18 protein-coding genes and 1 pseudogene are annotated in these 24,696 nt (G+C 45.8%); 8 read left to right on the top strand and 11 right to left on the bottom strand.

The genetic code is table 11. The annotated features are described in order from the left end of the window. Positions 1-34: 34 nt before the first annotated feature. Positions 35-187, bottom strand: coding sequence for an ABC transporter ATP-binding protein (locus AAAT87_RS05890; protein ID WP_233905729.1), 153 nt, complete (start codon positions 185-187; stop codon positions 35-37). Between the two features lie 632 nt (positions 188-819). After that, complete coding sequence (locus AAAT87_RS05885) at positions 820-1,296, bottom strand: hypothetical protein (protein WP_296974005.1); 477 nt, start codon at positions 1,294-1,296, stop codon at positions 820-822. Positions 1,297-1,727: 431 nt separating this feature from the next. Here AAAT87_RS05885 and AAAT87_RS05880 point away from each other — a divergent pair, with 431 nt between their 5' ends. Further along, complete coding sequence (locus AAAT87_RS05880) at positions 1,728-2,213, top strand: BT4734/BF3469 family protein (RefSeq protein WP_295024668.1); 486 nt, start codon at positions 1,728-1,730, stop codon at positions 2,211-2,213. A 259-nt stretch (positions 2,214-2,472) separates the two neighbouring features. Next, positions 2,473-2,805 (top strand): annotated as a pseudogene (locus AAAT87_RS05875) (N-acetylmuramoyl-L-alanine amidase); the annotation flags it as partial. Positions 2,806-2,921: 116 nt separating this feature from the next. Here AAAT87_RS05875 and AAAT87_RS05870 read toward each other — a convergent pair. From AAAT87_RS05870 to AAAT87_RS05835, 8 genes are all read right to left on the bottom strand, one after another. Continuing rightward, positions 2,922-4,853, bottom strand: a complete 1,932-nt coding sequence (locus tag AAAT87_RS05870) for a polysaccharide biosynthesis protein (RefSeq protein ID WP_412458960.1) — start codon at positions 4,851-4,853, stop codon at positions 2,922-2,924. 139 nt (positions 4,854-4,992) lie between these two features. Continuing rightward, positions 4,993-5,664 (bottom strand): transcription termination/antitermination NusG family protein, encoded by a 672-nt coding sequence (locus tag AAAT87_RS05865; protein WP_349225900.1) that lies wholly within the window; start codon positions 5,662-5,664, stop codon positions 4,993-4,995. Positions 5,665-5,954: 290 nt separating this feature from the next. Next, on the bottom strand, positions 5,955-6,440 hold the full coding sequence (locus tag AAAT87_RS05860) for a tyrosine-type recombinase/integrase (protein WP_349225899.1): 486 nt from the start codon (positions 6,438-6,440) through the stop codon (positions 5,955-5,957). A gap of 47 nt (positions 6,441-6,487) precedes the next feature. Further along, positions 6,488-7,003 carry a lipid-binding protein gene (locus AAAT87_RS05855; RefSeq protein WP_349225898.1) on the bottom strand — a complete coding sequence of 172 codons (516 nt, stop codon included), beginning with the start codon at positions 7,001-7,003 and terminating at the stop codon, positions 6,488-6,490. Between the two features lie 33 nt (positions 7,004-7,036). Further along, entirely contained in the window at positions 7,037-7,753 is a 717-nt protein-coding gene (locus tag AAAT87_RS05850; protein ID WP_294971801.1) for a BT_2262 family domain-containing protein, read from the bottom strand. Positions 7,754-7,796: 43 nt separating this feature from the next. Further along, positions 7,797-9,290, bottom strand: a complete 1,494-nt coding sequence (locus AAAT87_RS05845) for a SusD/RagB family nutrient-binding outer membrane lipoprotein (protein ID WP_294971798.1) — start codon at positions 9,288-9,290, stop codon at positions 7,797-7,799. 13 nt (positions 9,291-9,303) lie between these two features. Then, the gene (locus AAAT87_RS05840; RefSeq protein ID WP_296974019.1) at positions 9,304-12,492 is read right to left on the bottom strand and encodes a SusC/RagA family TonB-linked outer membrane protein; all 3,189 of its coding nucleotides are present in this window, start codon (positions 12,490-12,492) and stop codon (positions 9,304-9,306) included. 184 nt (positions 12,493-12,676) lie between these two features. After that, the gene (locus AAAT87_RS05835) at positions 12,677-13,477 is read right to left on the bottom strand and encodes a Cof-type HAD-IIB family hydrolase (protein WP_295024661.1); all 801 of its coding nucleotides are present in this window, start codon (positions 13,475-13,477) and stop codon (positions 12,677-12,679) included. 290 nt (positions 13,478-13,767) lie between these two features. Here AAAT87_RS05835 and AAAT87_RS05830 point away from each other — a divergent pair, with 290 nt between their 5' ends. The 5 genes from AAAT87_RS05830 (at position 13,768) to AAAT87_RS05810 (ending at position 20,026) form a co-directional block, all read left to right on the top strand. Beyond that, entirely contained in the window at positions 13,768-14,700 is a 933-nt protein-coding gene (locus AAAT87_RS05830; protein WP_349225897.1) for a DUF6562 domain-containing protein, read from the top strand. Between the two features lie 128 nt (positions 14,701-14,828). Continuing rightward, on the top strand, positions 14,829-16,337 hold the full coding sequence (locus AAAT87_RS05825) for a TolC family protein (RefSeq protein ID WP_349225896.1): 1,509 nt from the start codon (positions 14,829-14,831) through the stop codon (positions 16,335-16,337). 39 nt (positions 16,338-16,376) lie between these two features. Further along, positions 16,377-17,360 (top strand): HlyD family secretion protein, encoded by a 984-nt coding sequence (locus tag AAAT87_RS05820; protein ID WP_118311663.1) that lies wholly within the window; start codon positions 16,377-16,379, stop codon positions 17,358-17,360. 133 nt (positions 17,361-17,493) lie between these two features. Beyond that, positions 17,494-18,657 carry an ABC transporter permease gene (locus AAAT87_RS05815; protein ID WP_089544665.1) on the top strand — a complete coding sequence of 388 codons (1,164 nt, stop codon included), beginning with the start codon at positions 17,494-17,496 and terminating at the stop codon, positions 18,655-18,657. Between the two features lie 106 nt (positions 18,658-18,763). Continuing rightward, on the top strand, positions 18,764-20,026 hold the full coding sequence (locus tag AAAT87_RS05810; protein WP_349225895.1) for an ABC transporter permease: 1,263 nt from the start codon (positions 18,764-18,766) through the stop codon (positions 20,024-20,026). Positions 20,027-20,893: 867 nt separating this feature from the next. Here the strand turns inward: AAAT87_RS05810 and AAAT87_RS05805 are convergent. Continuing rightward, positions 20,894-21,715, bottom strand: a complete 822-nt coding sequence (locus AAAT87_RS05805; protein WP_428848565.1) for an Mrp/NBP35 family ATP-binding protein — start codon at positions 21,713-21,715, stop codon at positions 20,894-20,896. Positions 21,716-22,213: 498 nt separating this feature from the next. Between AAAT87_RS05805 and AAAT87_RS05800 the strand changes: the two genes are divergently transcribed. Next, entirely contained in the window at positions 22,214-24,340 is a 2,127-nt protein-coding gene (locus AAAT87_RS05800) for a glycosyl hydrolase 115 family protein (RefSeq protein WP_349225893.1), read from the top strand. The last annotated feature ends 356 nt before the right edge of the window (positions 24,341-24,696 follow it).

Here is a 24,696-nt window from a genome sequence, read left to right as displayed (position 1 = left end):
ATTTATTAACCTATACTTGGCTTATGGCTAAACATTACAACACACAAAATGATTCTGCTTCCTTACCGGTTCTGCGGCGATAGTCATCACGCATACGCTTTTCCATTTGTGTTATGTATTCTGCCTTTCGTTCCCTAGAAGCCTTGAAGCGACGCATAAAATCAGCTTTTTTTTCTTCTATGTTCATAACGTAATCTCCTTATTAATTATTGTATTTTTTCGACTCCCCTGTCCCCCTCTTGCGAAGAGGGGGGCCTTACCCTATACCCAAGCCCTAAATCCCTACCATAGGGATTAGGGATGTAACCGCCCTCCGGTGCTCGGAACCGCTACGCTATAAGGTTGGCGGACCATCAAAGGTCTTCGCCATAGTTTTGCGGGATGGGACCGCCTTGCTACAACTTGCTATTATCTTGCTATAGTTTGCTATTATCTTGCTAAGAGTGAGGGTACTACCCCTATTTTAAAACAACATTAGCTTGTAATAAGTCACAAAGTGAACGCAATGTCTTTAATGTATAAGGCCGAATCGTCAAGTCATCACAAACTATCTTCTTATCCTTTCCCAAGAAAAACATTCCACAATGATCACTAAGACCTGCTTTAACAGGATATATTCTTAATCTATCATGTAAGTTTGCTAAATACCTTGGAGTAAAAAGAGCATAACCCACATAATGGCTTTCTGTCTTTTTGAAAAGAATGCCGCAAAATTCAACTGATGAGTATTTTCGTCATAAAAGGCTGGAGAGGACAACAATCGAGCTATCTCCTCCCTATCTTTCAATACTGGTTTCTCAAATGTTATATCACATTCCATTAGGCTATGTTCTTTAAGACTTCCAAAAATTTAGGGAGTTCCGAAAGTGGGAGGATGCCCTCTTTCTCTGTCTCTCCATAATTGACATCATACACTATCCTATCACTAAGAATAGATAAACAGGCATCTCCTTTGGAGGTCTTCCATTGCATTAATATATAGCCATTGGTATTTGGGAATATTGCTAATCCCTGAAGCAATGATTCGCTACAGGATGAAACAACCTTCTGAGAATAATCACATGCTTCTGATGATATGGAAGGGGAACCTGCGTAATCCCAATTCGCTGGCAAATCTCGAAGTTCAAGAATTCGCTTCTCAAGTCGTTGCCTTAACGAAAGGCTTGGCTTCTTTTTCAGCTGTTGCTTCAATAATCGCAAAGCTTCTGCCATAGCATCAGTCACACTGATGTTATTCTGCTCTGCAATTGTTGCATAGCCTTGATATAATGTATTATCGAGTACCAATGTTGCCATAATCGTAATATTCTAATTATTGGCTGCAAATATAAGGTTTTTTGATGAAACTACCAAATTTTTGGGGGGAGTTTTTGCTTCTTGCTCTAATCTCCCCCAGATTAACACAGATTTCTTAGACTTATTCGGTCTCAGGTGGTAAATCTCACTCTGCTCCTATGGATTCTATCACCAACCTTTCTAAGCTCGCCTTGTAGCCGCCTTCCATCGGGCAGGGATCGTCGGGATAGGACTTGTGATACTCCTCTTCTATGTTGTCCAGATAGTCCATTATCTGCATCACCTGGTCTCTGGTACAGGATTCCCGGCGGTTTCAACCTTTTTTCATATCTTTGCAGCAGCTTTCAAGAACGAGGGCTGAAGCTGAACTTTAGCGTTTCACTCTTTTTATAAGCAGCGCATGCTAAACCATCCTCGACCTCTTCCACCTGATGCTGGAGAAGGCGCAGAGCTACTACGAGCATCTGCTGGGACTGGAGTGCGACAAGGCTTGCGCTGACATCACCCGATGCGCCGGACTTGCCTACGACCTTGAAGCTTTCTTCAAGAACTCGCCTCTGAACTGGACATTCTGGCTGACTCGCGATGACATCGAGCTGATGCGCCTCCACAACCGCCTCTTCATGGTTGCCAACTATGCCGAGGAACAGATATTGAAGTATTACAAGGTGCCATTGCCCGACACGCCACTGGAGTACATCAAGTTCCGCTACACCTCGGAGATTCTGGAGAAGATTGGTGTCAACCCTGCCCTGCGCCAGAACCTGAACTCTCACAACATCGGTGCCGTGATGTCTCGTCTGGGATTCAAGAAGATTCACAAGGAGCACGGCAACGGCTGGGCTGTGATCGAGAAGGAGGGTTGCGAAATCAACAGCGATGCCGTCATCGATCCTAACGATACCATGGAGGATTAAGTATCTTGGTTACGATAGCTAAGTATCTTGGTTACGACAGCTAAGTATCATACTTATGGATGGTATCCGTGTGGGAAAAATTCAACATTCAACATTTAACATTCAACATTATAACAAACGTCTATGGATTTACGAAATCACTCAGCATTCAACATCGTCAATTCATCGTCCTGAACGGATGCTTGCTCATCCTGCCCGCTTCCTTTTGTCTCCCACATTAATCATTAATCACTAATCATCATGAAAGTAAACTGGAAATCCGTCAAACGAGGTGGGTGCTCACGCCCGTCACTACAACGCCCACAGCATCGGAATCTGCTACGAGGGTGGTCTCGACGAGAAAGGCAAGCCTGCCGACACTCGCACTCCAGCCCAGAAAGATTCTCTGGAAGACCTCCTCTACGGTCTCGCCCTCGACTATCCCGATGCCGAGATTCTAGGCCATCGCGACCTCCCCTGGGTTCGCAAGAGCTGTCCTTGCTTCGATGTCAAGGAATGGCTGAAGGAAATTCTGGCCTTGGCTTCCTTCAGGGTAATGATTCTACCGGGATGTTCTGGGTCCCATACCGCAGCACCTCCATGCTTGAAATAGTCCCACAGGATGATGAGAAGGGCTATGACAGAGAGAACTCCGAAAAGGATTAATATGAGTTATAACATCTTTATTTTATTTTTAATGTTGAATGTTGAATGTTAAATGTTGAATGTTTACTTTGCATCAAGCTCGCTGTACTTCGAGTGCTGGCTCTTGTACTCTGGCACTATCTCCTTCATCTTCTTCACTATCGCCATGTCATCGTAGGTGAAGGAGAGCTGATAGAGGTCTTCCTCGTTCTTGCGTGCCAATTCGTATGGATACTCACGAACCTTGGCTACCATAATCTTTGGATGATGGGTTGGAACGGTCGCCTCCTTGTCGTTCAGAACTTCCTCGAAGAGTTTCTCACCATCTCGGAGTCCAACATACTTGATGTCGATGCCATCTACTCCCGAAAGGGCTATCATACGCTTTGCCAGGTCGGCGATGCGGACTGGCTTACCCATATCGAAGACGAAGATCTCGCCTCCCTTACCCATGGTTCCAGCCTCCAATACCAACTTGCAGGCTTCAGGGATCAGCATGAAGAAACGGATGATGTCGGGATGGGTGACGGTGATCGGACCGCCCATCGCAATCTGCTTCTTGAAGATTGGGATAACGGAACCGTTACTTCCCAAGACATTGCCGAATCTTGTGGTTACAAACTGGGTAACACCCTTTACCTCGCCATCCACAATCGCCTTGTTCAATGCCTGGCAGTAGATCTCGCAGATTCGCTTGCTGCAGCCCATCACGTTGGTTGGGTTCACAGCCTTATCGGTAGAGATCATCACAAACTTCTTGGTGCCGTACTTCACAGCCATATCGGCTATCACGCGCGTACCATATATATTATTCTGCACAGCCTCTGATGGGTTGTCCTCCATCATCGGTACATGCTTATAGGCTGCAGCATGGAATACATAGTCTGGATGGTACTCAGAGAAGATGCGCTCCATACGGGTGGCATTGGTGATGCTGGTTACGATGGTTTCGCAAGGAAGATCAGCATAGTTCTTGTTCATGAAGAGGCGGACATCGTGCATTGGGGTCTCAGCCTCATCAACGAGAATCAGGCGCTGTGGCTTATAGATGGCAATCTGCTTCACCATCTCGGAACCGATACTGCCGGCTGCTCCTGTAATCAGAATGGTGCGACCGCAGAGGAGCTTTCCTATCGCCTTCATATCCACTTCGATTTTGTCTCGTGGAAGAAGGTCTTCGATATCTACCTCGTGCATCATCTGATAACGGAGGTTTGACTTGCCGTCCCAGCTCAGTGCCTTCGGCATCATCATAATCTTGATGCCTTCTGCAGTAAGCTTGTCAATCATATCCTGCTTCTCCAGGAACTTCTCTGTGACCAGAGGGCTTACAAAGAGGGTCTTGACATTCATCTTGTGCATGACGCCTATCAAAGTCTCATCATAGGAATAGACTTCGCAACCCAGCAGGAATCTGCCTACCACTGCGGCTTCTTCGGTAGAGAATCCTTTGACAACATACTGTGAAGGATGGTCGTTGCGCATAGACTTTGCCAAGGAGATACCACCCTCTCTTACTCCGAGTATGAAAACCGGAGTCTTGGTTTCAGCTGAAAAACTGGAGTCGTACATATACTTCACGAGGATTCGCATCGTCCACATCTCTATCATGGATATGAAGAGCATGACGACAATAGCCTCCGTGGTAAGCTCACAGCGGATACTGTCTGGCACCACCATGAGAAGAATGCTGTTCAGAATGAAACCGACAACGAGGGCTCCGGAAATGCGAAGCAGGTCAACGAATGACGAGTAGCGCATGATACCGGAATAGGTATGGAAGATTCGCATGCCGACTACGAAGAGTGGCAGGGAACAAATGAAAGTGAGGAGATAGTTCCAGAAATGGGAAGCTATCAGCTCGCCTCCTCCTGCGATATAGGTTGCAATCATTCCTGCCACTACGATAGCGATGCTATCGAGTACCATGATGCACCAATATGGCAGTGTAGCCTTAGAAAAATACCAATTCGTCAGTTTGTTTACAAAAAGGGATACTTTGAGCTGATACAGCATCCCTGAGAATGGCTTCTTTTCTGAACTATTCTGATTTAATTTATCACTCATAAATAATATAACTTAATCTTTATTCTAAATATATTAATGGGTATATATCTACGTTTTCTTTTTTAATGCAACAAGATCATTCTACCACTCAATCTTCTTCAACGACTTCGAGTAAATTTCTACTTATCGTAAGCGTTGCACCACTGATGTACTTGATTTCGCTGCCGATAACGGCTTTCTTGCCATTATAGCTCTGTACGTATGCTTCTACACCTTTCATGCTACCTGCAGTCACTCGCACTTTGATACCTTTCTTCAAAGGAACAGGGGCAGCAGTGACAGGCTCTTCGTCATTCTCAACAAAATATCGATAGTTGGCAATAACCTGGTCGGGAATCTGGTATATTTTCCTTTGTCCAGGCATTGTCAGCATCTTATACACATCCGAACGGAATCGGATTTTATCAAGTTGTCTCTGAGAGACATTGCAAAAGATGAAGGTAGAAAGAAACAGCTTTTCTTTCACTCTTCGCTTATTGGAACGCTTGTCGAGATAAACCACTTTTACCTTGGGAATCCAGTAGTCAAACCAAATATGATTGTAATTAAGATTTATCCGTATAGAATCAGCTATTCTCGTTTCACAATTCACTCTCACTACAGCCACATACCATCCTGCATCAGCAGGTTTTTCAAGCCCTTCATTAGGCATTTGGAGAGTCAATTTCTTAGCGGTTTCTTCACTATTTGCCACGGCTTCGCCGTCGTCCCCTGCAATAGTGGACGTAACTTGTGATTGTATATTTGTCTCTTTCATCATGCGAATCAAGTTCGTTTTTTGATGTCGATCATCTGAATCTCTACATAAGAGACACAGATACTCTCTGCAAAAATACGAATATTGTTGCAAACTAGCAAATTATGCGTGTTAAAAAATTAGTATCATTCTACGAAAATCAACATTTTTTTAGAATTCTTATCATACGCAATTTTCTAAGTCGTTGATTGAAAGTATGTTTTCGTCATTTCTGTGTCTCTTATGTAAAGATTCAGAAAAATTGGTTCATTTTGGTTCATTTTTCAAAATCCCTATTTTATTCTTTTTTCGGCTTATAGAACTGCCAGTATCCTGGCATTGGCATCATCCACTTCTGAGCTTTTGATGGAGCGGAGATAGATCTGTGTGGTGGTTACGGTATGATGTCCCAATGCCTCGCTGATGACTGAGATAGAGATATGGTTATCTCTTACTGCCGTTGCCCAGGAATGGCGGGCGACATAGAGGGTGAGTTTGCCCTTGATACCTATCTTAGCACCTAACTTCCTGAGGTGGTAGGAGATACGGGCTTCGGCATTTCGATATAGGCGTATCGTGCCTTTCTTTTTGTCAATAGTTTTATCCTGACTCTTATTTCCATCATCAACAAGGAAGGGAAAGAGATAAGGTGAGGAGGGAATAAAGACTCTGGTTCTTTCGTGTTTCTTGGCATAATACGTATATATTTTGATGTTTACAAAAAAAGGGGACCGGCCACTGCCAGTCCCCAAGACGAGAGAGATATAAGTGTTGACTTGGTCAACAACGAGGCAAATCACTTTGCCTTATATTATATCCATTTATTATTTTAATAGAGTTTAATCTATTATTCATAGAAGCCAGAATGTCTAACTCCTGAGATGCGATAAGTCAAAGCATTATCATCATCGCTGAACTTAACCTTATAGCAGATGCTATCACAAGGAAGTCCGTGAAGGTTCTTTCCCTGATTCAATAACACCTGACCTTCGAGCAACTCAACATTGCCTGCCTCAGCATTAGAAGGATTATAGCTAGAACCAGCAGCTGCAGAGAAAGTTTTGGCAGCATAATCTACATCCACTTTCATCTGTACGCCCCAGAAGCCAGCATCCTGCAACCACATTTCCTTATCGCTATTGGCAGCAGTATTGTAGGTATTCACAGTAATGGTACCCAATCCATACGGATCTTCATACAAAACATTACCATTTTCATCTACAGCATCAACCTGTACATCCCAAATACCAGCCATCTGCTCAACGGCAGTTCCACCAGCCGACTCATCAGTCTCAGTATCACAAGACACAAGAGCTAAGCAGCCCAGCAAGGCGAACATAAACATTGAAATATATTTCTTCATAATCTTATTCCTTTAAAATCTTAATTTTTTTTATTACTTCAATGTGATGACGAAATCCATTGATGTAGCATAATTCACCACGTAAGAGATTTCTCCTGTAGCAGGATCATACTTTCCATCCTTAAAGCCAGTAGCAGAATCGCCCCAACCTTCCACAGAACTAGAAAGCAAGACCAGAGAATTATCAGCCAACAACTGGAAGTAACCTGTCATTGCGTAGCTTGAACCATAACCAGCCTTCTGGTCATAGTAACCACCCATCATATCACTTACATAGAAGATGCCAGGTGCAGCCTTAGTAACCTTAACGGTATAACCAGAGAAAGAAGTAGTAGCTACAGAACCATCCTCTTTGTGATAATCACGATGAGAACCAGCCTGGAGAGTATAGGTACCCGACATATCTGTTGTAATGGTTGGATCACAGACAGCTACAGTACGAGTAGTAGATACTGAGAAGCCATCAGCATTTGTTGCAGAATAAGTAATGTAATACAAACCAGCCTTAGAAGCATCTACAGTACCAGACGTTACAACCTTAGAAGAATAATCTTCTCCATTCAACGTAGCTTTACAACCCTGCTCTGTATAAGTGGTACCGATAGGCACCTGAACAAAGTCATCACCCTGGATTTCCAAAACCGGATAATATGTAATCCTTGAATCAGTAAACTCCTCATCGTCGCTGCAAGAAGTTAATCCAACAGCAGTCATGCTGAGCATCAAGGCCAAAAACAATATCTTTTTCATATCTTTTATCTTTATATAATGAATGAATAAAAGTACCTATTGATTACTTAACATCCCAGAATACAGGATCTGCCAAAGTCTTAACGGCAGGAGTATTCTTGTTCAGCTGACGCGCTGTTGAAGGATAAGGCATACGCTTGCACAAGCCGCCCTTACCATAGTAATTAACAGCAGGCGCAATCAGATTACCAGCAGTATAGCTTGTTGGATCCTTGTGAACCTTCTCGGCAGAAGCAGAAGACAAGACAGGAACATCAGTACGACGCTGCTCAGACCAAGCCTCGAAGTGATTACGATAGAACAAAGCAACCCACTTCTGCATATAGATCAAATTCAACTTATCTTCCTTAGTAGCCTGCTTATCGAAGTTTACCTTATCACCTGCAATGAAATCAGAGTAACCTGCAACCTGACGAGACAAGAAGTCATTCTCAACAGCAGCCTCATAATCAGCCTTGGCAGCAGCCTCATCGTTATTGAATCGCAACTCAACCTCAGCCTTCAGGAACTCAACCTCGCTAAGAGTAAAGAGATAAACCGGCATAGCTTTGGCAACCTCTGTATTAACGAGACTTACATCCTTATCCATCAACTTAGTACCATCCCAATCCAAATACTTAGTCTTTGCACCAGGAATCTCACCTACATACTTACCACTTGCAGTAGCCTTGTTCAAAGCATAGGCCTCACGAGGGTCATTGGTAGCATTGAAGTAAGTTACCAATGGATAAGCAGCACAGAAGTTGTTTGCATTCAAAGAGAAGATATTACCATACCAAGGATTATACTGTCCCTCTGCATTGCTATATACATTAAATACTACATCAGAAACAGGGAGGATACCGTTAGCCACGATAGCCTTAGCCTTGGCAGTATAATTAGCCGCATCTACATTTGCATCAATCAGACGCATATACATACGAAGACGGAGGGCATTGGCAAAACGCTTCCAGCTGTTCAGGTTCTTGCTGAACATAGGGTCAGTCATATCGATGTTATCCGAAGCAGCAATAGCAGCCTCAGCATCATCCATAGCCTTCAAAACATTCTCATACACACTCTTACCATCATCCCAAACCGGATTAGGATTAGAGCTTCCCTGGCAAGCCTCTGTATAAGGAGCATCGCTACAAGCATCTACCATATACTGCATAGCCAAAGCTGTCATTACCTTGCAGACATAGAGGTTGGCTGTATTGGTAGTCTTACTCTCAATATCCTTGATATCAGTCATCGCACCGGCATAGATGGTACGATAGCAACGATCGAAGAGCTGAGAAGCCTCATCAAAGTGAAGCTCAGCAATATTGTTATACTGGTTATACTCAGGACGCTGCTCAAAATACTGAGCAAAATAGCCACCATAAGTGAACATTGCATCACCAGGAACCGCAGCTATGGCATTCTGCACAGCAGGGAACTCCAATGTTGGTGTAATATCACCAGAAGCAGGATAGTTTGGATTCTCATTGATATCCATATCGCAGCTAGAAAGCGCCAAGAGGCAAGCTGCACTACATAATAATATTTTTTTCATAAATGATCCACCTTTAGAATTTAACAGAAACATTGAAACCCATCTTGCGTGAGCTTGGGTTAGCAGAATACTCACCGAAGTTACCAGACAAGTCGTTACCGAAAGAGGTTGACTCTGGGTCGATGAATGTATTGCTAGAAGGTGTCCAGAGGAAGAGGTTGTTACCGAAGACAGAAACCTTAACGCCTGTCAAGAAAGTATTAGCCAACCAAGCCTTTGGCAAATCCCAAGAGAGAACTACCGAACGAAGCTTTACATAACTCTTGTCAACCAAGAATTCTGCATCGTAGTTATCAGCACCATTGTTCCAATAGTTGTAGATATTGGTTGGTGTCAAAGCAGTAGTATTCTCTGTATAGATAGGAGCACCATTAGCATCTGTACCAGACTGAACCACAGAATTTGGAATAATCCATGGGTTACGATGGTTGTATGCTGTCTGGATAGCATTACCTGTGAAGTATTCAATATTCTTGGTACGAGAGAACATCACACCACCCTTACGGATATCAAAGTCGAATGACAGGCTGACACCCTTATAAGACAAGGTATTAGAAATACCCATCTGATACTTACTGTTCATGCTACCAACAATCTCCTGCTTATCAGTCTTCTGAGGAAGACCATTAGCATCAACGATCAAACGTCCCTGGTCATCACGCTTAGAAGTATAAGCCTTGAACACACCGAGTTCCTCACCTACGATAGCATAGAGAGAAGTACCACCAGAGAAACCGTAGATGACAGATTCACCGCCGAGTTCCTCAGGCAAAGAGATTACCTTACTCTTGTTCTTGGTGAAGTTCCAAGAGAGATCCCATTTGAAATCCTTGGTCTTAATTGGAGTTACGCTTACCAACGCCTCGATACCACGGTTGCGGATCTTACCCAGGTTCATATTCTGAGCTGTATAACCAGAAGCAGGATCCATATCCAAAGAGAAGATCTGCTTATCAGAGTTTCTGTCATAATATGAAACATCGAAAGAAACACGGTTCTGCAAGAATGCCATGTTCAAACCAAGCTCAAACTCAGTTGTCATCTCAGGACTCAATGTATTGCTACCCAGAGTATTGCCCTTGGTATAAGCATTGTAGTTACCATTGGTGAATGGGAAGCTACTAGAACCCCAGCCTGAAGTGCTAGCTGAAGCCTGAGCATAGACAGAGTTTGTCATATATACGCTGGCATCGTTACCTGTCTTACCCCAAGCAGCACGGAACTTACCGAAAGTTACGATCTTCTGAGCCTCAGGAGACAGGAACTTAGAGAATACGAAGCTACCTGTTACACCTGGATAGAAGAATGAGCGGTTACCCTTTGGAAGAGTAGAAGACCAGTCGTTACGAGCGGTCATTGTCAAATAAGCCCAATCGTCCCATCCGAGTTCTACCTGACCGTATGCACCCATCAAACGACGAAGTGACTGATACTGAGAAAGAGATGGTTTCTCTGAAGAGTTGGTCAAGTTGAAATAAGTAGGAATTGTCAAATTAGTAACAGCACCATACAAGTATGAGTACTTACGCTCATTACCATTGAAACCGAGAGCTGCATTTACATCCAACTTATCGATGAACTTATGTGTGTAATTGAACATTGCATTGAAGTCCATCTCACGGCGACGCTCAGTCTGCTCTGTTACAGAACCAGTCAATGACTTCAATGCATCCGCCCAGTTGGGAGTGTTTGCATAAAGAGCAGACATGTTTGGTTCACCGGTATTATGATCACCAGTAGTTGTATCAAGACCGAAACGGGTAGAGAACTTCAAATCGGTGAAGATATCCCAGTCAAACTGCAACTTACCATAGAAACGCTCAGATTCATACTCATTCTTGTAGTTATTCAAGATATAGTATGGGTTGGTTACACCATAAGGAGTATAGTAATAACCTGGAGTATTGAATGGATCATTCAAGTCCTTCATCTCTACGATACTGATATCGCGAGGTGTCTGCATGATGGCATTGTACATAGAACCTGTCTTCTGACCAGTAGTCACGAAGTTGTTCTTCTGATAAGCATAGTTGGCAGACATGCTCAAAGTTACATTCTTGATCTTGTGAGAAGCACGACCAGAGAATGTATATTTGTTGTAACTATCCGCATCAGTAGGGATAATACCATCATCATGAATCTGAGAAAGACTCAAGAAGAAGTTACTAGCATCAGTTGCACCATTGAAAGATACACTGTTGCTGTAGCGAAGACCCGTGTCAAAGAAATCCTTGACATTGTTCTTTATAGGAAGATAGCTCTTCAGTTTCTGTGAGTTATCATAAACATTACCATATTTCAAGGTTGAGCCATCGAAAGCTGGTCCCCAAGAACCATTCTCGATATCAGTCTTGTCACCATACCATCCCATACCGAACTCGTTCTGGAGCTGAGGCAAACGAAGCACTGACTCAAACTGCAAACCACCATTATACTCTACACCAATGCCCTTGTTCTGCTTCTTACCACTCTTGGTAGTAATCAACACAACACCATTGGCAGCACGGCTACCATAAAGTGCTGTTGCGGCAGCACCCTTCAGAATGGTCATGCTGGCAACGTCGTCAGGGTTTACGGCATTGGCACCATTACCAAAGTCATAACCATTGTCCAAGCCATTGCTACTGGAAACAGAAGAGTTATTCAATGGCACACCATCAACAACATACAAAGGCTGGTTGTTACCCGACAATGAGCTGACACCACGGATGATGACAGAATTAGAAGCACCTGGGTCAGAAGATGTAGAAGAAATCTGCACACCAGCTACCTTACCAGCCAAACTTGACATAACGTCGCTGGTACGAGTTTCAGAGATTTTCTCACCGCCCACAACAGCAGCAGAATAACCCAAAGCCTTACTAGAACGGGAAATACCCATCGCAGTAACAACAACCTCATCAAGGTTTCTTGAGTCAGCAACCAGCATAATCTTCATCTTAGCAGAAGCTTTTACTTTCTTTGGCTCCATACCAAGATAAGAAACTTCGAGAACAGCATCCTTACCTGCATTTGGCAGAGTAAAGTTACCATCCACATCTGTCACTGTACCAGTCTTTGTTCCTGCGATTTTTACAGATGCGCCAATTATCGGCTCACCGTCTTCCTGAGAAACAACTTTACCTGTAACAGTAGTCTGTGCGAGAGCCATTCCTGTTGAAAGAACAAGCCCTCCCATTAACATGGTTAGTCTTTTTGTCATAATTTCTCTCTCTTAAATTAAACAACTTACAAATATCGGGTACAAAGATACACACTTTTTATAAAATAAACAAATTTTTAGCTAACAAAATGCAATTAAAAAGCTATTTTCTTGTCCCTTTTGCATATTTTCTGCATATTTCCAAACTTTTAGACAGATTTTTATGACTAAAGCCAACAAAACGTTAGTTTTCAGCAATAACACCATACTTGATGAGGGCATTCTTCACTCCATCCTCATCCACATGAGTCGTAATGTAATCGGCTACCTGCTTCAATTCATCACCAGCATTGCCCATTGCTACACCTACACCTGCCTTCTTGATGATAGAGATGTCGTTGCCGCCATCGCCAAACGCCATGGTTTCTTCAATGTTCAAGCCCAGATAATCAGCCATTGCCTGGAGTCCCTTTCCCTTGTCGGCTCCACGCGCCGTGATGTCGGTAAAGGCAGGATGCCATCTGCCGGAAGTGCAGCTTTCGAGCGTAGGCATCAGGAGCGCTTCCTGCTCTACGGTGCAGAAAGGAGTGACCTGCAAGATGGCCTCATCGCCCAAACGATTGAGATCGGTAACAAAAACGCTGCTATCCACTCCCAATCCCTTGCAGAAGATTTCATAAACCTCGTCGGTATAATGATGAATGGCAAAACGGCTCTCGCTTACCACGATGGCAGGATAGTTGTCTCTATCAGCAGCCTCGATGATTTTCTTCACGTCAGAAGGAAGGATGGCGTGCTGACTCACCAATGTATCCTCCACAAAGCAGCGGGCACCATTGGCTGTGATGTAACCATCGATGAGATGCTCTATCTGACCGAGGTTATTGATGATCTGCTTGGGGCGTCCCGTAGAAATATACACCTCTACCCCATTCTCCTTAGCCTGCTCCAAAGCATCTACAGTACTCTGCGGAATCCTGTGAGACTTGAAACTCACCAACGTGCCGTCGATGTCGAAAAACAATGCTTTTATCTTCTTATCCATAAATATATCTTGTTCCTTATTATTTAAACCCAATTCCTTTTCATGTAAATACCATGCCATATTTACCCATTTCTCACGCGCGTACCTTGTTATATATAGATACAAATGATTCTTCTCGCTGAAAAAACGGGTGCAAATATACGAAAAAAAAAGATAATTAGCCAAAAATATGCAGTTTTTTTAGAATATCCTTGCCATTTTCGAAGAAAAATCGTATATTTGCTGCGACTTTCATGCGCAAGAAAACGTCTTGCACCATGCATAGAAAGCAAACTTAAAAACTTAGTGATATGAAGAAGAAGACCTATGTCTGGCTGGCATCCCTCTTGCTGATGCTGGTAGCTACGCTTACTTCATGCGAAAAGTTTGCACTCGATGATTCGGGTACCAATTCACATGACGCAAACGCCAACGTAATCATCCATGCGTCCGTGGCAAAAAACAATTCTACGGGAACAAGAAGCGGAGAAGAAGATGAGGAAGTAGAGGGAAAGCCTCTGGAAGATTACTGTTCCCGGCTTTCCATCGCCATTTTTGATGGAGAGGAAAAGGTGAAGACCCTGAATCTGAAAGCAGAAGATGGCTACGATGATATCGGGATTAATCTGGATGCAGGAAAATACCGAATGGTTGCCATCGGTCATAACGGAAGCGGAAACTGTACGATCAGTTCCCCTGAGAAAGTGAAATTCTACAAGAACAAGATGACCGATACCTTCTTCTATTACGGCACTTTCAATGTGATAGATGGAGAGGATACGGATAATTACATCCTGTTGAATAGAGCCGTGGCACAGTTTAAGGTCCATATTACCGATGCCACCCTCCCCGCCGAGGCACACAGCATCAAGTTTTACTATACGGGAGGCAGCAGCACCCTTGACGCCGTAACGGGTTATGGATGCGTACAGAGCCGGCAGACCGAAAGCTTCAAGCTTCAGGAAGGGAAAAGGGATTATTCGGTTTATACCTTCCCACGCGAAGAGAACAAGGGGTTGAAAATGACCATCAACATCCTGGATGCAGATGCCCAGAGTATCAAGGAATATTCCAAGGAAGGCGTCCCGGTGAAACGCAACAACATCACCCAGACCCATATCAGCATCAAAGACCATACTATCTCCGACCCCGACCAGAAAGAAGATGGTGATTCCGGAAAAGGCAACCTGGGATTCACCGTAAATCCCGACTGGGAAGGAGAAATCGTTGTTGAATTTGAATAGAAGAATGTTCCATTTTTCCATAATGTAAGGTAATTTTCGATTCTTAAAGATTTGATAATAAAAAATCCTTTGTGGTTTGCGAATATTTCCATAAATTTGCACCAATATTATAATATTATAGTAAAGGAATGAAAAAAATACTAACTCTTATCATGCTGATGGGAGCAATGACTGCAGCCGAGGCTCAAACGATGGTTCTGAACCTCGACAGTTGTCGTGCGATGGCGCTACGCAACAACAAGCAGATCAATGCCTCTAAGCTCAAGAAGGACGTGGCGACCAACCTGAAGAAATCGGCACGCACGAAATATTTGCCAAAGGTAGATGCCATGGGCGGATATGAATGGTTCAGCAAGGAAATCTCTTTGCTCAATGATGGTCAGAAGTCAGCATTCAGCAATTTAGGTTCCAACATCGTAGGTGGAATCACCGGCAATGCCAACGACGTGATGGCCGATCTGGTAAGCAAGGGAATGCTCACCCCTGAACAGGCACAGAAAATCAGAGGATTGCTCAACGAGAAAGGAAGCGCTATCCAGCAGCAGGGCAATGCCATCGGACAGAGCGTGGTAGATGCTTTCCGCACCGACACCCGCAATATGTGGGCTGGTAGCGTGATGCTCCGTCAGCCTATCTATATGGGCGGCGCCATCTTGGCTGCCAACAAGATAGCAGACATCGGTGAGCAGATAGCAGACAATGATCTCGACATGCAGACCCAGAAGACCCTCTACAGCATAGACCAGGCTTACTGGCTTGCCGTTTCGCTGAAGCAGAAGTACAAGCTCGCCACCAGCTACAGAGACCTGGTGAAAAAGCTCAATGACGATGTTCACAAGATGATTCAGCAGGGCGTAGCCACCAAGGCAGATGGTCTGAAGGTAGATGTAAAGGTGAACGAGGCGGAGATGAAGATTACCCAGGCTGAAGACGGTCTGGTGCTCTCCAAGATGCTTCTCTGTCAGCTTTGCGGCATTCCGATGAACCAGGAAGTGACTCTTGCCGATGAAGACAAGGAGACGCTGGCTCTTTCGGGAACTCCTGTGGATACAGAGCAGCAGCGAGTAGCCGCTTCTGATTCTGCGATGAATACCCGTCCGGAATTGCGCATGCTCCAGAATACGGTCGATATTTCCAAGCAAGCCACCAATCTGGTTCGCGCCGTCTATCTGCCTCATGTGGCATTGACCGGCGGCTACACCATTTCGAATCCAAATGTGTTCAATGGTTTCCAGAAGAAGTTTACCGGTGTATGGAATATTGGTGTCATCGTGCAGGTTCCGGTATGGAACTGGTTCGACGGAGCCTATAAGGTGCGTGCATCCAAGGCAGCCACCAACATTGCCCAGATGAACCTCGACGATACCCGCGAGAAGATCCATCTCCAGATTACCCAAAGCCAGTTCAAGGTGAAGGAAGCAGAAAAGAAGCTCAACATGGCCATCAAGAACATTGACAGCGCCAACGAGAACCTGAGATGCGCCAACCTCGGATTCAAGGAAGGAGTGATGGAGGTAACTGATGTGATGGCAGCCCAGACTGCCTGGCAGCAGGCACAGAGCCAGAAGATCGATGCGGAAATCGACGTGAAGCTGACACAGGTAGGGCTCAACAAGGCGCTCGGTATTCTGCAGTAACAAAAGAAACATTTTTAAAAATTCAAATTCAGAAAAAACATGTCTAAGAAATCACAGCATAACAATATACTGCTTGCCGTTATCGGTTTTACGGCAGTTGTCATACTCGTGGGAATCATCGGCTTCTTCACGCTTGAGCAGAAAGACGACACTATCCAGGGCGAGGTAGAAGTATCAGAATACAGAGTATCCTGCAAGTTGCCAGGCCGCATCGTAGAACTGAGAGTCAAGGAGGGCGATTACGTTCACGTGGGCGACACCCTCGCTATCCTCGAAGTTCCAGAGATGAAATCGCAGGAGCAGATGCTCCAGGCAACCAATGCCGCAGCAGAGGCCATGAAGGATCTTACCGATGCCGGTGCGCGCAAGGAGCAGATTCAGGGTGCCTTCCAGCTGGTTCAGCAGGCAGAAGCTGCTGCAACCATTGCCAAGAAGACTTACGACCGCATGCAGAACCTCTATAACGACGGTGTAATCAGCGGTCAGAAGCGCGACGAAGCATTTGCTGCCTACAAGGCTACAGAGGCTCAGGTGGCAGCAGCCAAGAGCCAGTATGAGATGGCGAAGAATGGTGCCCGCGAGCAGGAGAAGCGCATGGCTGCCAACAACACACAGGCTTCCAAGAGCGCTGTAGATGTAGTGAAGAATCTCTTGAAGGAGACTGTTCAGGTGGCACAGTGCGAAGGCGAGGTCAGCAATGTCTATCCTAAGGTAGGCGAGCTGGTGGGTCTCGGTTCTCCTATCATGAGCATCTCTATCATGAGCGATATGTGGGGAACCTTCAATGTTCGCGAGGATCATCTCCAGGGATTGAACAAGGGCGATGAGTTCACCGCTTTCGTTCCTGCCTTCAACAAGGAAATCAAGATGAAGGTTTACTATCTGAAAGACCAGGGTTCCTATGCTACCTGGAAGGCAACCAAGGATAATGGCGACTACGACCGCAAGACTTTCGAGGTGAAGGCACGTCCTATCACCAAGCTGGAGGGATTGCGCCCGGGAATGTCACTCATCATTAAATAACATTGAACTTTGAGATTTGAACTTTGAACTTTATGATTAGTTTTCTTCTTTGAGTTTACTATAAAATTTTGAGAAATTAAGCATATCATAAAGTTCAAAGCTCAAAGTTCAATGTTCAAAGTAAACAAGTTCTATGTTCAAGAAATTATATCATATTGCCCGTAGAGAGTGCGGCATCATGCGGAAGAATCCCATCTATCTCTTCTGCATGGTCATCTTCCCCATCGTGGTGGTGATTTTCTTCACTACCCTGATGCAGGGAGGTGTGCCTACGGATATGCCTGTGGGCATCGTTGACCAGGACAATTCTCATACCTCCCGCCAGCTGGTGCATAAGCTCGACGCTTTCCAGACCACCAAGGTGGTGGCTCACTATGAAAACATAGCCGAGGCAAGACATGCTATCCAGAAGAACGAAATCTATGCCTTCCTGGTGATTCCTAACGGAACAGAGGCAGGACTGATGGCTTCCCGACAGCCGAAGATTTCCTTCTACTACAGCAGCGTTTCGCTGGCAGCAGGCTCCCTGCTCTTCCGGGATCTGAAGACCATTTCCACCCTGGGAGGAGCAGCAGCAGGTATGGCGAAGCTGTCGGCACTGGGAAAGACGAACGATGAAATCATGACCTTCCTGCAGCCTATCGCCGTGGATCTGCACATGATAGGCAACCCTTACGCCAACTACAACTATTATCTGTCGAGCGTGATGGTGCCGGGACTCATCATGCTGTTCATCTTCCTGATCACCCCTTATTCCATCGGAACGGAACTGAAGTTCAACAGAGCCAGAGACTGGATGCGAATGGCGAACAACAATCCTTATCTCGCCATCGCGGGTAAGATGTTGCCTCAGACGCTCATCTTCCTGAGCATCTTCCTGCTCTTCGAGTTCTACATCTATTATGTATTGGGATTCCCGCATCCGGGAGGTGCAGCACCCATCATACTGCTGGGCATTCTGAGCGTATTGTCCTGCCAGTGCTTCGGTATCTTTGCCTTCGGACTGATGCCTTCCCTGCGCATGTCGATGAGTATCTGTTCGCTTTGGGGTGTGGTGAGTTTCTCCATCTGCGGAGCCACCTATCCACTCTTCTCCATGGATTCGCCAATCCAGGCCATCGGACAGCTCTTCCCTATGCGCCACTATTATATGATTTACCAGATGAACATCTTCAACGGTTTCCCGATGAGCGATGCAGTGCTCCACTGGGGCGCGATGGTACTCTTCTGTGCCCTGCCAATGCTCACCGTCTGGAATATCAAGAAGGCTATGCTGGTTTACAAGTATCTGCCATAGAATGTTGAATGTTGAGTGTTGAATGTTGAGTGTTGAGTGTTGAATGTTGAGTGTTGAATGTTGAGTGTTGAATGTTGAGTGTTCAAGATTAAATGTTAGATATTAAATGAAGAAAAGTAGTTTATTATATAAGATCATCAATGGAATCTGGGATATGTGCTACATCTGGAAGACGGAAATGCGCAATGTTTTCCACGATGAGGGTGTGCTCATCTTCTGCATCCTGGTACCGCTGGGCTATCCGCTGCTCTACTCGTGGATTTACAACAACGAGGTGGTGAGAGAGGTGGATACGGCGATTGTTGACCTGAGCCACAGCCACACTGCCCGCGAGTTTATCCGCGATTACGATGCTTCTCCGGATGTCAAGGCCACCTACTATTGCAACAGTCTCGATGAAGCAAAACAGCTGGTGCAAAGGCAGGCTGTGCATGGAATCGTCTATATTCCAGCCGATTTCGACACCAAGCTGAATCGTGGTGAACAGGCGCATGTGGGCGTATATTGCGATATGAGTCTGATGCTGACCTATAAGGCGATTTTCCAGACTGCGCAGGGTGTGGCAAGCCAGATCAACTCGGGAATTCAGATTTCCAAGGGAGGAGGATTCACGGATCGGGATGATGAAATAACCGCCCATCCGCTGGAATTCGATGAAGTTCCGATATTCAATACCACCGGGGGATATGGTAATGCGATTCTTCCGGGTGTGCTGGTACTCATTCTGCAGCAAACCATGCTGCTGGGCATCGGAATGGCAGCAGGAACATCGAGAGAGCTGAACAGAAACCGCGAACTGATACCGGTAAGCAAGCATTATGGCGGCATTTTCCGAATCGTATTCGGCAAGTCGATGGTTTATTTCATGGTTTACGCAGTGATGGGAATGTACCTGACGCTGGTTGTTCCGAAACTTTTCGGCTTCGTAAGTATGGTAACCTGGACCACCATTCTGGGTTTCCTCCTACCTTATATTCTGTCGTGCGTATTCTTCGGATTGATGCTATCATGCCTGGTAAGATACCGTGAGAATGTAATGCTTCTGGTGGTTTTCACCTCTGTGCCATTGCTTTTCATGACGGGTATTTCGTGGCCACAGAGCAATATTCCAGCCTTCTGGCAGGGATTTGCCTGGGTTTTCCCATCTACCTTCGGTATCAGAGGATTCCTGAGAATCAGCAGTATGGGAGCATCTCTTGCCGATATTCTGCCGGAGTTCAGAGCGCTCTGGATACAGACGGGCGTATATTTCCTCGCTACCTGCCTGGTTTTCAGGCAGCAGTTGCGCTCAGCAAGACTCAAGGCGAATCTTACAGCCGAAGTTGCAGAAGAAGAGGATGAGGCGGAAGAAATCGTGGAGAATGGATAATGGATAATGTACAATGAATAATGTACAATGGATAATTTCGGGGGTGACCATGCAAAAAACAGCTGTTAACTGTTAACCTGTTAACTCCTGAGAAAAAAGAGGGTGTGTCAAGAGCGCAACCCCGCCAGGCGTCCCGGCGGATTTGAAATCCGCCGTAAAAAAAAAGGTTCGACCTATTAAACCGGGGATTTACAATCCCCCAACATAAGGTAAAGCATACTCCTTTGCTGCGGATTGCAAATCCGCAGAGCCTAATAGGTTAGGACATTTTTTAATGCCGGATTGCAAATCCGGCAGAACGCCAGGGTTGACCATACAAAAAACAGCTGTTAACTGTTAACCTGTTAACTCCTGAGAAAAAAGGGGGTGTCAAAAGCGCAACCCCGCCAGGCGTCCCGGCGGATTTGAAATCCGACGTAAAAAAAAGTTCGACCTATTAAAACCGGGGATTTACAATCCCCCAACATAAGGTAAAGCATACTCCTTTGCTGCGGATTGCAAATCCGCAGAGCCTAAATAGGTTAGGACATTTTTTAATGCCGGATTGCAAATCCGGCAGGACGCCAGGGTTGACCATACAAAAAACAGCTGTTAACTGTTAATCTGTTACCCCCCCCGATAGAAAAAAGCTAGCCCCATACGCCCTGTAAGGGCAGAAGCTCCTAGCCCAGGGAACGCCCTGGGGATTATTGGCAAATACAAAAACGCCCTGTAAGGGCAAAAGCTTCTCATATTTAAAGCTTTTGCCCTTACAGGGCGTCTTTGTTTATTACGTGTTTACCCAGGGCGTTGCCCTGGGCTAGGAGCTTCTGCCCTTTCAGGGCGTACGGGGACTATCCCTTTAATCTTCAGGACGTATGGGGACAATTAGTGTGTTCTGACAATCTTGGTTGGAGCCTTCTCCGCATTTCTGCGGTTCACCACCGTCACGATGCTCTGGGCTAGGCTCAGGAAAGCCTGACCGGTGATGGAATCAACCTTGGTAGCAGCAGGCGCACCATCATCACCACCCTCGCAGATGCTCTGAACGATAGGAATCTGGGCAAGCAATGGCACGTTCATCTCCTTGGCGAGATTCTTGCAACCCTCCTTACCGAAGATATAATACTTGTTCTCCGGCAACTCGGCAGGAGTAAAGTATGCCATATTTTCGATAAGACCGAGGATAGGCACATTCACCTTATCATTCTGATACATGTCAATACCCTTTCTTGCATCGGCAAGCGCCACCTGCTGAGGAGTACTTACGATCACCGCACCCGTGATGGCGAGAGTCTGGAGCAGGGTAAGATGAATGTCACTGGTGCCAGGAGGAGTATCGAGGATGAAGTAATCCAACTCACCCCAGTCAGCATCGGCAATCAGCTGTTTCAGGGCAGAGCAAGCCATACCGCCACGCCACAAGGTAGCCGTGGTAGGACTTACGAAGAAACCGATACTCAGGAGCTTCACGCCATATTTCTCTACAGGTTCGATGAGATCTCTGCCATCTTTGTGAACTGAATAAGGACGCTCTTCCTCTACGCCGAACATCTTAGGCATGGAAGGACCGAAAATATCTGTATCGAGCAAACCCACCTTGTAACCCAACTTGGCAAGTGCAATGGCGAGATTGGCAGAAACCGTACTCTTACCTACTCCACCCTTACCCGAGCTTACAGCGATGACGTTCTTCACCAGAGGAAGCATTTTTCCTACTTCAGGACGAGGAGCCGACTTGAACTCAGTAACGATCTCCACCTCTACCTCCTTGGAGATATGATAATGGATGGCAGCCTCAGCCGCCTTCACCGTACTCTTCAGGAAGGGATCGGTATCTCTAGGGAAGAGCAGAACCACCTTCACCTTCATACCATTGATGCTAGGCGTATCTGCCAGCATCTCACTCTCTATAAGGTTCTTCTTGGTACCGGGATAGATGACGGTAGCAAGAGCCTCTTCAATTAATTTTGGATATAATGTCATAATTATTGTTTTGTTTGGTGCAAAAGTAACAATAATTAATGTAATAAGCAAATAAAAACTAAATAATTTCAGTTATTAAACACTTTTATGTATCTTTGCAGATTGGAGACGACGATGAAGCGACATCAGAAACTTCTGATTCGCACCATCAAGGATTCGAATTGCGACATCAGGAACTTCGGATTCCCCCCTCCACCTTCAAAACAACAAAACTGAATAAAAATGAATTATAAGAAAATCATAGTAGGTTTCGCCCTTTCTCTGGCTTGTCTTTCCGTGCAGCAGGCAGGCGCTGAAGCCTTCAGCAAGAGTAAGAAGAAAGAGAATGTGACTGCAGCTACCAGCATCAACTGGGCGGATGCTTCGGGCAAGGTAAGCTACTCTATCAACGCCACCACTGCGCCTGTGGTGAAGATTGCCCTCAGGATGTTTTCCAACGACATGAAGGCTGTAACCGGCAACGAGGCGAAGGAGAAAGCCAGTGCCAACATCCAGATTTACCAGCTCAACCAGCTCACCAACAAGGAGTTTTCTGCCGTAGAAAAGCTCGGCGCTCCTCTCCACAAGTTCATCACAGCCAAGGATGCTTTCTACATCGGAACCCGAAAGGGCAAGATCATCGTGATAGGAAGCGATGCACGAGGCACTGCCTACGCCATCATGGAACTCTCGCGCATGGCTGGCGTTTCGCCTATGGCAGGATGGAACGACCTGAAGCCGCAGACACGTCAGAATCTCTCTACCCAGGTGGGAACGGAGAAGATAGAAATCCCGAGAATCGAATTCAGAGGTCTTGCCCTCAACGGAAGCAAGTGGATGAATCAGAAGAACTACAGTCAGCTGGCGCGACTGATGCTGCGACTGAGAGCCAACACCCTCTGGCAGGTGGACGGCAAGCACGAGGCTGCCTACAACAAGGCGGTGACAGATAGTTTCGACATCTGCATTGCCGAAAACTACAAGGTGACGGAAATCACTGGCAAGAAACACAAGAAAAAGCATAAAAAGACCCTGGAGAACGTGAAGATGATCTGTGCCGGCAACCAGATGCAGCTGGAGAATGTCTCCCCTGCCCTGGTACTCGAGATGCTCAACAACAGAGATTATCTGGAAACCAAGTCGGAGCACCGGGAGAAATCCCATCGCTCGGAGATGCATCATGATGAAGACTGCGCATGGATTGCCAACGTAACCAATCCGAAGATGGTGTCGCTCCAGCTTGCCATGATTTCAGATCTCGCCTGGAACAGCAAGGCGCTGCAGGGAGGCATCAGCAGCTACCTGCAGAACTGGCTCAGCAGTCTCTTCGGCAACGTGGCAGCCAAGAAAATCAAGCCTCTGATGGAGGAATACTATCGCCTGACCAGTATCCGACAGCCAGCCTTCATGGGAATGCCATACGGCGATACAGAGTTTCATTCGGGCGAGTTCGGCAATGAGTTGGAGCGCTATCTCTACGCCTACGACCTGCTGAAGACCAAGACTGCCAATCTGGAAAGAACCCTTCCTGCCGATCAGCGAGACGGTTTCTTCGAAATCGTGAAATATCCTATCTTCTCTGCTGCCCTCATCGCCGAAAAGGAGCTGGAGGCACAGGAAGCCAGAGACATCGCCCGTCCGGGACTGTTCCAGAATGATGATGAAGCCAAGGCTTCGGCTGCCGTGAGCCTCAATGCCTTCAACACCCTGAAGCAGCTCAACGCCTACTATCTGAAGCTGGGCAAGGGCAAATGGAGCAGCATCATCGCTACAGATGGGGCAGAAATGCAGGCTCCGCAGTTGCCGGGCACCCTACCTGCCAAGGATATCAAGCTTCTGATGCAGGATGCCTTCGACAGAAATCAAGATCTCCAGCCGCTGGTGACATTCACCAAGAACATCACCGCCAAGAATGCATACGACTGGACGAATGCCTTCCAGGCACCTGCAGCCAAAGATGGAACTGCGGAGAAGATCCAGCTGAAACCGCTGCTGGGTCATAGCAACAACGCCGTGAAGCTGCCAAAGGGAGCCATCCTGAGATACAGATTCGTAAACAGCAGCATAGGAGATGCGAAATTCACCCTCGCCACCATCCCGAGCTATCTGCCATACGAGAAGAATATGCGGGTAAGCGTGAGCATCGACGGTGCAGAGCCGGTAATCTGCCAGATGAAGGAGGATTACAACTCCAAGGAATGGAAGATGAATCATTGGCGCGGACAGGCGCTCAAGAGCTTCTACGTAACCCTGCTTGACGGCTATCATACTGTAGAAATCAAGGCGCTGGATGACAATATCATCGTTGACCAGTGGGTGCTTGATTTCGATGTAGATAGAGAATACTACGTATTCCCGGTTACGAGATAAAGGGAAATACAAGGATCAAACAAGCGACACGAAAGCGACACGAAAGTGACACGAAAGCGACACGAAAGCGACACGAAAGCGACACGAAAGCGACACGAAAGAGGCTTAATAGATGGCAAGCTGGAGGCATAATAGATGACCGATCCTTGCCATCTATGAAGCCCGGAAAGTGTTAAAGAAGCTAAGTGATAGTTTCTTATCCCCCATCTCTATGAGTTCTCTATCGAAAAGCATAAAGATGGTTTGAAAAATAGGCAGGGTTAACAGGTTAACAGTTAACAGCCGAAAAATGCATGGTCCCCACCCCATATCTATAAAAAGAAGTATATATATATATTATTATATAATAAGGTACG

Source organism: Segatella sinensis (genome assembly GCF_040095255.1).
Classification (GTDB): domain Bacteria; phylum Bacteroidota; class Bacteroidia; order Bacteroidales; family Bacteroidaceae; genus Prevotella; species Prevotella sinensis.
This window is presented reverse-complemented; position numbering and strand designations above follow the sequence as displayed.

Excerpts from the sequence above, each read along its gene's own strand:
- AAAT87_RS05890 (WP_233905729.1), bottom strand. The coding sequence starts at position 187 with ATGAACATAGAAGAAAAAAAAGCTGATTTTATGCGTCGCTTCAAGGCT.
- AAAT87_RS05885 (WP_296974005.1), bottom strand. The coding sequence starts at position 1,296 with ATGGCAACATTGGTACTCGATAATACATTATATCAAGGCTATGCAACA.
- AAAT87_RS05880 (WP_295024668.1), top strand. The coding sequence starts at position 1,728 with ATGCTGGAGAAGGCGCAGAGCTACTACGAGCATCTGCTGGGACTGGAG.
- AAAT87_RS05870 (WP_412458960.1), bottom strand. The coding sequence starts at position 4,853 with ATGCTGTATCAGCTCAAAGTATCCCTTTTTGTAAACAAACTGACGAAT.
- AAAT87_RS05865 (WP_349225900.1), bottom strand. The coding sequence starts at position 5,664 with ATGATGAAAGAGACAAATATACAATCACAAGTTACGTCCACTATTGCA.
- AAAT87_RS05855 (WP_349225898.1), bottom strand. The coding sequence starts at position 7,003 with ATGAAGAAATATATTTCAATGTTTATGTTCGCCTTGCTGGGCTGCTTA.
- AAAT87_RS05850 (WP_294971801.1), bottom strand. The coding sequence starts at position 7,753 with ATGAAAAAGATATTGTTTTTGGCCTTGATGCTCAGCATGACTGCTGTT.
- AAAT87_RS05845 (WP_294971798.1), bottom strand. The coding sequence starts at position 9,290 with ATGAAAAAAATATTATTATGTAGTGCAGCTTGCCTCTTGGCGCTTTCT.
- AAAT87_RS05840 (WP_296974019.1), bottom strand. The coding sequence starts at position 12,492 with ATGACAAAAAGACTAACCATGTTAATGGGAGGGCTTGTTCTTTCAACA.
- AAAT87_RS05835 (WP_295024661.1), bottom strand. The coding sequence starts at position 13,477 with ATGGATAAGAAGATAAAAGCATTGTTTTTCGACATCGACGGCACGTTG.
- AAAT87_RS05830 (WP_349225897.1), top strand. The coding sequence starts at position 13,768 with ATGAAGAAGAAGACCTATGTCTGGCTGGCATCCCTCTTGCTGATGCTG.
- AAAT87_RS05825 (WP_349225896.1), top strand. The coding sequence starts at position 14,829 with ATGAAAAAAATACTAACTCTTATCATGCTGATGGGAGCAATGACTGCA.
- AAAT87_RS05820 (WP_118311663.1), top strand. The coding sequence starts at position 16,377 with ATGTCTAAGAAATCACAGCATAACAATATACTGCTTGCCGTTATCGGT.
- AAAT87_RS05815 (WP_089544665.1), top strand. The coding sequence starts at position 17,494 with ATGTTCAAGAAATTATATCATATTGCCCGTAGAGAGTGCGGCATCATG.
- AAAT87_RS05810 (WP_349225895.1), top strand. The coding sequence starts at position 18,764 with ATGAAGAAAAGTAGTTTATTATATAAGATCATCAATGGAATCTGGGAT.
- AAAT87_RS05805 (WP_428848565.1), bottom strand. The coding sequence starts at position 21,715 with ATGCTTCCTCTGGTGAAGAACGTCATCGCTGTAAGCTCGGGTAAGGGT.
- AAAT87_RS05800 (WP_349225893.1), top strand. The coding sequence starts at position 22,214 with ATGAATTATAAGAAAATCATAGTAGGTTTCGCCCTTTCTCTGGCTTGT.